Origin of the sequence: Enterococcus sp. C65 (genome assembly GCF_040887165.1) — a bacterium.
GTDB lineage: Bacteria > Bacillota > Bacilli > Lactobacillales > Enterococcaceae > Enterococcus_B > Enterococcus_B hirae.
This window is the reverse complement of record NZ_JBFOFG010000018.1, coordinates 1-6,958: the sequence shown is the minus strand read 5'-3', so window position 1 is coordinate 6,958 and position 6,958 is coordinate 1. Positions and strand designations below refer to the sequence as shown.

5 protein-coding genes and 3 pseudogenes are annotated in these 6,958 nt (G+C 37.7%); 7 read left to right on the top strand and 1 reads right to left on the bottom strand.

What is annotated here, in order from left to right; translation table 11 throughout:
• The 7 genes and pseudogenes from AB3I12_RS13185 to tet(L) all read left to right on the top strand — a co-directional run.
• A pseudogene (locus AB3I12_RS13185) lies at positions 1 to 799 on the top strand (YtxH domain-containing protein); the annotation flags it as partial.
• On the top strand, positions 796 to 1,797 hold the full coding sequence (locus tag AB3I12_RS13180; protein WP_001574272.1) for a lysozyme family protein: 1,002 nt from the start codon (positions 796 to 798) through the stop codon (positions 1,795 to 1,797). The pseudogene AB3I12_RS13185 and the gene AB3I12_RS13180, both read left to right, overlap by 4 nt.
• Entirely contained in the window at positions 1,794 to 2,726 is a 933-nt protein-coding gene (locus AB3I12_RS13175) for a conjugal transfer protein (RefSeq protein WP_001224319.1), read from the top strand. The genes AB3I12_RS13180 and AB3I12_RS13175 overlap by 4 nt, the downstream gene beginning before the upstream one ends.
• Before the next feature lie 313 nt (positions 2,727 to 3,039).
• Positions 3,040 to 3,087 (top strand): annotated as a pseudogene (locus AB3I12_RS13170) (hypothetical protein); the annotation flags it as partial.
• Between the two features lie 15 nt (positions 3,088 to 3,102).
• The gene (gene tet(M) / locus AB3I12_RS13165; protein ID WP_001574275.1) at positions 3,103 to 5,022 is read left to right on the top strand and encodes a tetracycline resistance ribosomal protection protein Tet(M); all 1,920 of its coding nucleotides are present in this window, start codon (positions 3,103 to 3,105) and stop codon (positions 5,020 to 5,022) included.
• 106 nt (positions 5,023 to 5,128) lie between these two features.
• Positions 5,129 to 5,182, top strand: a pseudogene (locus tag AB3I12_RS13160) (tetracycline resistance efflux system leader peptide); the annotation flags it as partial.
• 33 nt (positions 5,183 to 5,215) lie between these two features.
• Complete coding sequence (tet(L), locus tag AB3I12_RS13155; protein WP_001574277.1) at positions 5,216 to 6,592, top strand: tetracycline efflux MFS transporter Tet(L); 1,377 nt, start codon at positions 5,216 to 5,218, stop codon at positions 6,590 to 6,592.
• A gap of 48 nt (positions 6,593 to 6,640) precedes the next feature.
• On the opposite strand, the gene AB3I12_RS13150 is transcribed toward tet(L), so the two are convergent.
• A partial coding sequence (locus AB3I12_RS13150; RefSeq protein WP_368015666.1) for a hypothetical protein occupies positions 6,641 to 6,958 on the bottom strand: 318 nt, incomplete at its 5' end.

Here is a 6,958-nt window from a genome sequence, read left to right as displayed (position 1 = left end):
ACTCCTGCTATCTTTTTCTATTATTCTACCTTATTTGATAGTAGATTTAAAACTTTGCAACAGAACCGCCAGTGCTACAGGAAAACAAGGACAGTCGGGTAGTTCTGGTAGGACACAAGCAGATCACACCCGTCCAGACGGACAGGAAAAATCAACACTTGGAAAACGTATCGGACAAACAATCGGAGCAGTTGCTGATACCAAAGATAAAATCGTTGATTCTGCTGGTAATCTCAAAGAACAGGTTAAGGATATTCCGACCAATGCAAGATATGCAGTGTATCAAGGAAAATCCAAAGCAAAAGAAAATGTTCGTGACCTAACTTCCAGTATTTCTCAAACCAGAGCAGACAGAGCCAGCGGACGCAAGGAACAGCAGGAACAAAGACGCAAAACCATTGCAGAGCGTCGCTCTGAAATGGAACAGGTCAAACAGAAAAAACAGCCAGCTTCTTCCGTTCATGAAAGACCAGCTACTAAGCAAGAACAATCTCATGATGGACAGACCGCAAAACAATCTTCTATTCAGACTTCACGCATGGAATCTCAACAAGCCAAACAGGAGCGTCCAGCAGTTAAGTCCGATTCTTTAAGTTTAAAAGCGGAACGACAAAACCGTACTACACAAGAAAGAACAGTTCAAAAGCCAGCAACTTCAACTACACCAGCAGACAGAGCTTCACAACGTCCAGTCACAAAAGAGCGTCCGTCTACTGTTCAAAGAGTTCAAAGCCAAAACCTTAGAAATAGACCACCAATAAAATCCGCCACTATCAAGAAAGGCAGTAAGAAACCATGAAACTGAAAGCTTTAGTGATTGGTGGTTCTGGGCTATTCTTGATGGTCTTCTCACTGCTTCTGTTTGTTGCCATTTTATTTTCAGATGAACAGGACAGCGGAATTTCCAATATTCATTATGGAGGTGTGAATGTTTCCGCAGAAGTGCTGGCTCATAAGCCTATGGTAGAAAAATATGCCAAAGAATATGGCGTTGAAGAATATGTCAACATACTTCTTGCGATTATACAGGTGGAATCGGGCGGTACTGCGGAAGATGTTATGCAGTCCTCGGAATCCCTCGGTCTTCCACCTAATTCATTGAGTACAGAAGAATCCATTAAGCAAGGTGTGAAGTATTTCAGTGAATTATTAGCCAGTAGCGAAAGGCTCAGTGTAGATTTAGAATCGGTTATCCAGTCCTACAATTATGGTGGTGGTTTCTTAGGGTATGTGGCTAATCGTGGAAATAAATATACCTTTGAACTGGCTCAAAGTTTCTCAAAAGAGTATTCAGGTGGCGAAAAAGTGTCTTACCCCAATCCCATAGCCATACCTATCAATGGGGGCTGGCGATACAACTATGGCAATATGTTTTATGTGCAACTGGTAACGCAGTATCTTGTCACAACAGAGTTTGATGATGATACGGTACAAGCCATCATGGACGAAGCACTGAAATATGAGGGCTGGCGATACGTTTACGGTGGAGCTTCCCCGACTACTTCTTTTGATTGTAGCGGACTGACACAATGGACGTATGGAAAAGCTGGAATTAACTTACCACGAACCGCACAACAGCAATATGATGTGACCCAGCATATCCCACTATCGGAAGCACAAGCTGGCGATTTGGTTTTCTTTCATTCTACCTATAACGCTGGCTCTTATATTACTCATGTTGGGATATACCTTGGCAATAACCGTATGTTTCATGCAGGCGACCCAATCGGTTATGCCGACTTAACAAGCCCCTACTGGCAACAGCATTTAGTGGGAGCAGGACGAATCAAACAATGAGAAAGGAAGATTTAATGATGAAATTTAGAAAAAATCAGAATAAAGAAAAACAGATACCAAAGGAAAAGAAACCTCGTGTCTATAAGGTCAATCCTCATAAAAAGGTTGTGATTGCCTTGTGGGTACTTTTAGGGCTTAGTTTCAGCTTTGCGATATTCAAGCACTTTACAGCTATAGATACTCATACTATTCACGAAACAACTATCATAGAAAAGGAATACGTTGATACTCATCATGTAGAAAATTTTGTAGAGAACTTTGCGAAAGTCTACTATTCATGGGAGCAATCCGATAAGTCCATTGATAATCGAATGGAAAGTCTAAAAGGCTATCTGACAGATGAACTTCAAGCTCTCAATGTTGATACAGTACGCAAAGATATTCCTGTATCGTCTTCTGTAAGAGGATTTCAGATATGGACGGTAGAGCCAACTGGCGACAATGAGTTTAATGTAACCTACAGTGTAGACCAGCTCATTACAGAGGGAGAAAATACAAAGACCGTCCACTCTGCTTATATAGTGAGTGTCTATGTAGATGGTTCTGGAAATATGGTACTGGTTAAGAATCCGACCATTACCAACATACCTAAGAAATCAAGTTATAAACCAAAAGCCATTGAAAGTGAGGGGACGGTTGATTCCATTACAACCAATGAAATCAATGAGTTTTTAACGACGTTCTTCAAGCTCTATCCTACAGCGACAGCCAGTGAACTTTCCTACTATGTGAATGACGGGATATTAAAACCAATCGGAAAAGAGTACATCTTTCAAGAACTGGTAAATCCTATTCACAATCGTAAGGATAATCAAGTCACGGTATCGCTGACAGTGGAGTATATCGACCAGCAGACCAAAGCAACGCAGGTATCTCAATTTGATTTGGTACTTGAAAAGAACGGGAGTAATTGGAAGATTGTAAAATAACAAATATTGGTACATGATTACAGATACTTTGTAATCATGTACTCTTTTTGATAAAAAATTGGAGATTCCTTTACAAATATGCTCTTACGTGCTATTATTTAAGTGACTATTTAAAAGGAGTTAATAAATATGCGGCAAGGTATTCTTAAATAAACTGTCAATTTGATAGCAGGAACAAATAATTAGATGTCCTTTTTTAGGAGGGCTTAGTTTTTTGTACCCAGTTTAAGAATACCTTTATCATGTGATTCTAAAGTATCCAGAGAATATCTGTATGCTTTGTATACCTATGGTTATGCATAAAAATCCCAGTGATAAAAGTATTTATCACTGGGATTTTTATGCCCTTTTGGGTTTTTGAATGGAGGAAAATCACATGAAAATTATTAATATTGGAGTTTTAGCTCATGTTGATGCAGGAAAAACTACCTTAACAGAAAGCTTATTATATAACAGTGGAGCGATTACAGAATTAGGAAGCGTGGACAAAGGTACAACGAGGACGGATAATACGCTTTTAGAACGTCAGAGAGGAATTACAATTCAGACAGGAATAACCTCTTTTCAGTGGGAAAATACGAAGGTGAACATCATAGACACGCCAGGACATATGGATTTCTTAGCAGAAGTATATCGTTCATTATCAGTTTTAGATGGGGCAATTCTACTGATTTCTGCAAAAGATGGCGTACAAGCACAAACTCGTATATTATTTCATGCACTTAGGAAAATGGGGATTCCCACAATCTTTTTTATCAATAAGATTGACCAAAATGGAATTGATTTATCAACGGTTTATCAGGATATTAAAGAGAAACTTTCTATGGAAATTATAATCAAACAGAAAGTAGAGCTGCACCCTAATATGTGTGTGATGAGCTGTACGGAACCTGAGCAATGGGATGTGGTAATAGAAGGAAATGATGACCTTTTAGAGAAATATATGTCCGGTAAATCATTAGAAGCATTAGAACTCGAACAAGAGGAAATCAGAAGATTTCAGAATTGCTCCTTGTACCCTGTTTATCATGGAAGCGCAAAAAGCAACATAGGGATTGAGCAGCTTATAGAAGTGATAACGAATAAATTTTATTCATCAACATACAGAAAGAAGTCTGAACTTTGCGGAAATGTCTTCAAAATTGAATATTCGGAAGAAAGACAACGTCTTGCATATGTACGCCTTTATGGCGGAATCCTGCATTTGCGGGATTCGGTTAGAATATCGGAAAAGGAAAAAATAAAAATTACAGAAATGTATACTTCAATAAATGGTGAATTATGTAAAATTGATAAGGCTTATTCCGGGGAAATTGTTATTTTGCAAAATGAGTTTTTGAAGCTAAATAGTGTTCTTGGAGATACAAAGCTATTGCCACAGAGAGAGAGAATTGAAAATCCGCTCCCTCTGCTGCAAACAACTGTTGAACCGAGCAAACCTCAACAAAGGGAAATGTTACTTGATGCACTTTTAGAAATCTCCGACAGTGACCCGCTTCTACAATATTATGTGGATTCTACGACACATGAAATTATACTTTCTTTCTTAGGGAAAGTACAAATGGAAGTGATTAGTGCACTGTTGCAAGAAAAGTATCATGTGGAGATAGAACTAAAAGAGCCTACAGTCATTTATATGGAGAGACCGTTAAAAAATGCAGAATATACCATTCACATCGAAGTGCCGCCAAATCCTTTCTGGGCTTCCATTGGTTTATCTGTATCACCGCTTCCGTTGGGAAGTGGAATGCAGTATGAGAGCTCGGTTTCTCTTGGATACTTAAATCAATCATTTCAAAATGCAGTTATGGAAGGGATACGCTATGGTTGCGAACAAGGATTATATGGTTGGAATGTGACGGATTGTAAAATCTGTTTTAAGTATGGCTTATACTATAGCCCTGTTAGTACCCCAGCAGATTTTCGGATGCTTGCTCCTATTGTATTGGAACAAGTCTTAAAAAAAGCTGGAACAGAATTGTTAGAGCCATATCTTAGTTTTAAAATTTATGCGCCACAGGAATATCTTTCACGAGCATACAACGATGCTCCTAAATATTGTGCGAACATCGTAGACACTCAATTGAAAAATAATGAGGTCATTCTTAGTGGAGAAATCCCTGCTCGGTGTATTCAAGAATATCGTAGTGATTTAACTTTCTTTACAAATGGACGTAGTGTTTGTTTAACAGAGTTAAAAGGGTACCATGTTACTACCGGTGAACCTGTTTGCCAGCCCCGTCGTCCAAATAGTCGGATAGATAAAGTACGATATATGTTCAATAAAATAACTTAGTGTATTTTATGTTGTTATATAAATATGGTTTCTTGTTAAATAAGATGAAATATTTTTTAATAAAGATTTGAATTAAAGTGTAAAGGAGGAATTAATTATGAAGTGAAATGAATGTAACAGGGTTCAATTAAAAGAGGGAAGCGTATCATTAACCCTATAAACTACGTCTGCCCTCATTATTGGAGGGTGAAATGTGAATACATCCTATTCACAATCGAATTTACGACACAACCAAATTTTAATTTGGCTTTGCATTTTATCTTTTTTTAGCGTATTAAATGAAATGGTTTTGAACGTCTCATTACCTGATATTGCAAATGATTTTAATAAACCACCTGCGAGTACAAACTGGGTGAACACAGCCTTTATGTTAACCTTTTCCATTGGAACAGCTGTATATGGAAAGCTATCTGATCAATTAGGCATCAAAAGGTTACTCCTATTTGGAATTATAATAAATTGTTTCGGGTCGGTAATTGGGTTTGTTGGCCATTCTTTCTTTTCCTTACTTATTATGGCTCGTTTTATTCAAGGGGCTGGTGCAGCTGCATTTCCAGCACTCGTAATGGTTGTAGTTGCGCGCTATATTCCAAAGGAAAATAGGGGTAAAGCATTTGGTCTTATTGGATCGATAGTAGCCATGGGAGAAGGAGTCGGTCCAGCGATTGGTGGAATGATAGCCCATTATATTCATTGGTCCTATCTTCTACTCATTCCTATGATAACAATTATCACTGTTCCGTTTCTTATGAAATTATTAAAGAAAGAAGTAAGGATAAAAGGTCATTTTGATATCAAAGGAATTATACTAATGTCTGTAGGCATTGTATTTTTTATGTTGTTTACAACATCATATAGCATTTCTTTTCTTATCGTTAGCGTGCTGTCATTCCTGATATTTGTAAAACATATCAGGAAAGTAACAGATCCTTTTGTTGATCCCGGATTAGGGAAAAATATACCTTTTATGATTGGAGTTCTTTGTGGGGGAATTATATTTGGAACAGTAGCAGGGTTTGTCTCTATGGTTCCTTATATGATGAAAGATGTTCACCAGCTAAGTACTGCCGAAATCGGAAGTGTAATTATTTTCCCTGGAACAATGAGTGTCATTATTTTCGGCTACATTGGTGGGATACTTGTTGATAGAAGAGGTCCTTTATACGTGTTAAACATCGGAGTTACATTTCTTTCTGTTAGCTTTTTAACTGCTTCCTTTCTTTTAGAAACAACATCATGGTTCATGACAATTATAATCGTATTTGTTTTAGGTGGGCTTTCGTTCACCAAAACAGTTATATCAACAATTGTTTCAAGTAGCTTGAAACAGCAGGAAGCTGGTGCTGGAATGAGTTTGCTTAACTTTACCAGCTTTTTATCAGAGGGAACAGGTATTGCAATTGTAGGTGGTTTATTATCCATACCCTTACTTGATCAAAGGTTGTTACCTATGGAAGTTGATCAGTCAACTTATCTGTATAGTAATTTGTTATTACTTTTTTCAGGAATCATTGTCATTAGTTGGCTGGTTACCTTGAATGTATATAAACATTCTCAAAGGGATTTCTAAATCGTTAAGGGATCAACTTTGGGAGAGAGTTCAAAATTGATCCTTTTTTTATAACAGGAATTCAAATCTTTTTGTTCCATTAAAGGGCGCGATTGCTGAATAAAAGATACGAGAGACCTCTCTTGTATCTTTTTTATTTTGAGTGGTTTTGTCCGTTACACTAGAAAACCGAAAGACAATAAAAATTTTATTCTTGCTGAGTCTGGCTTTCGGTAAGCTAGACAAAACGGACAAAATAAAAATTGGCAAGGGTTTAAAGGTGGAGATTTTTTGAGTGATCTTCTCAAAAAATACTACCTGTCCCTTGCTGATTTTTAAACGAGCACGAGAGCAAAACCCCCCTTTGCTGAGGTGGCAGAGGGCAGG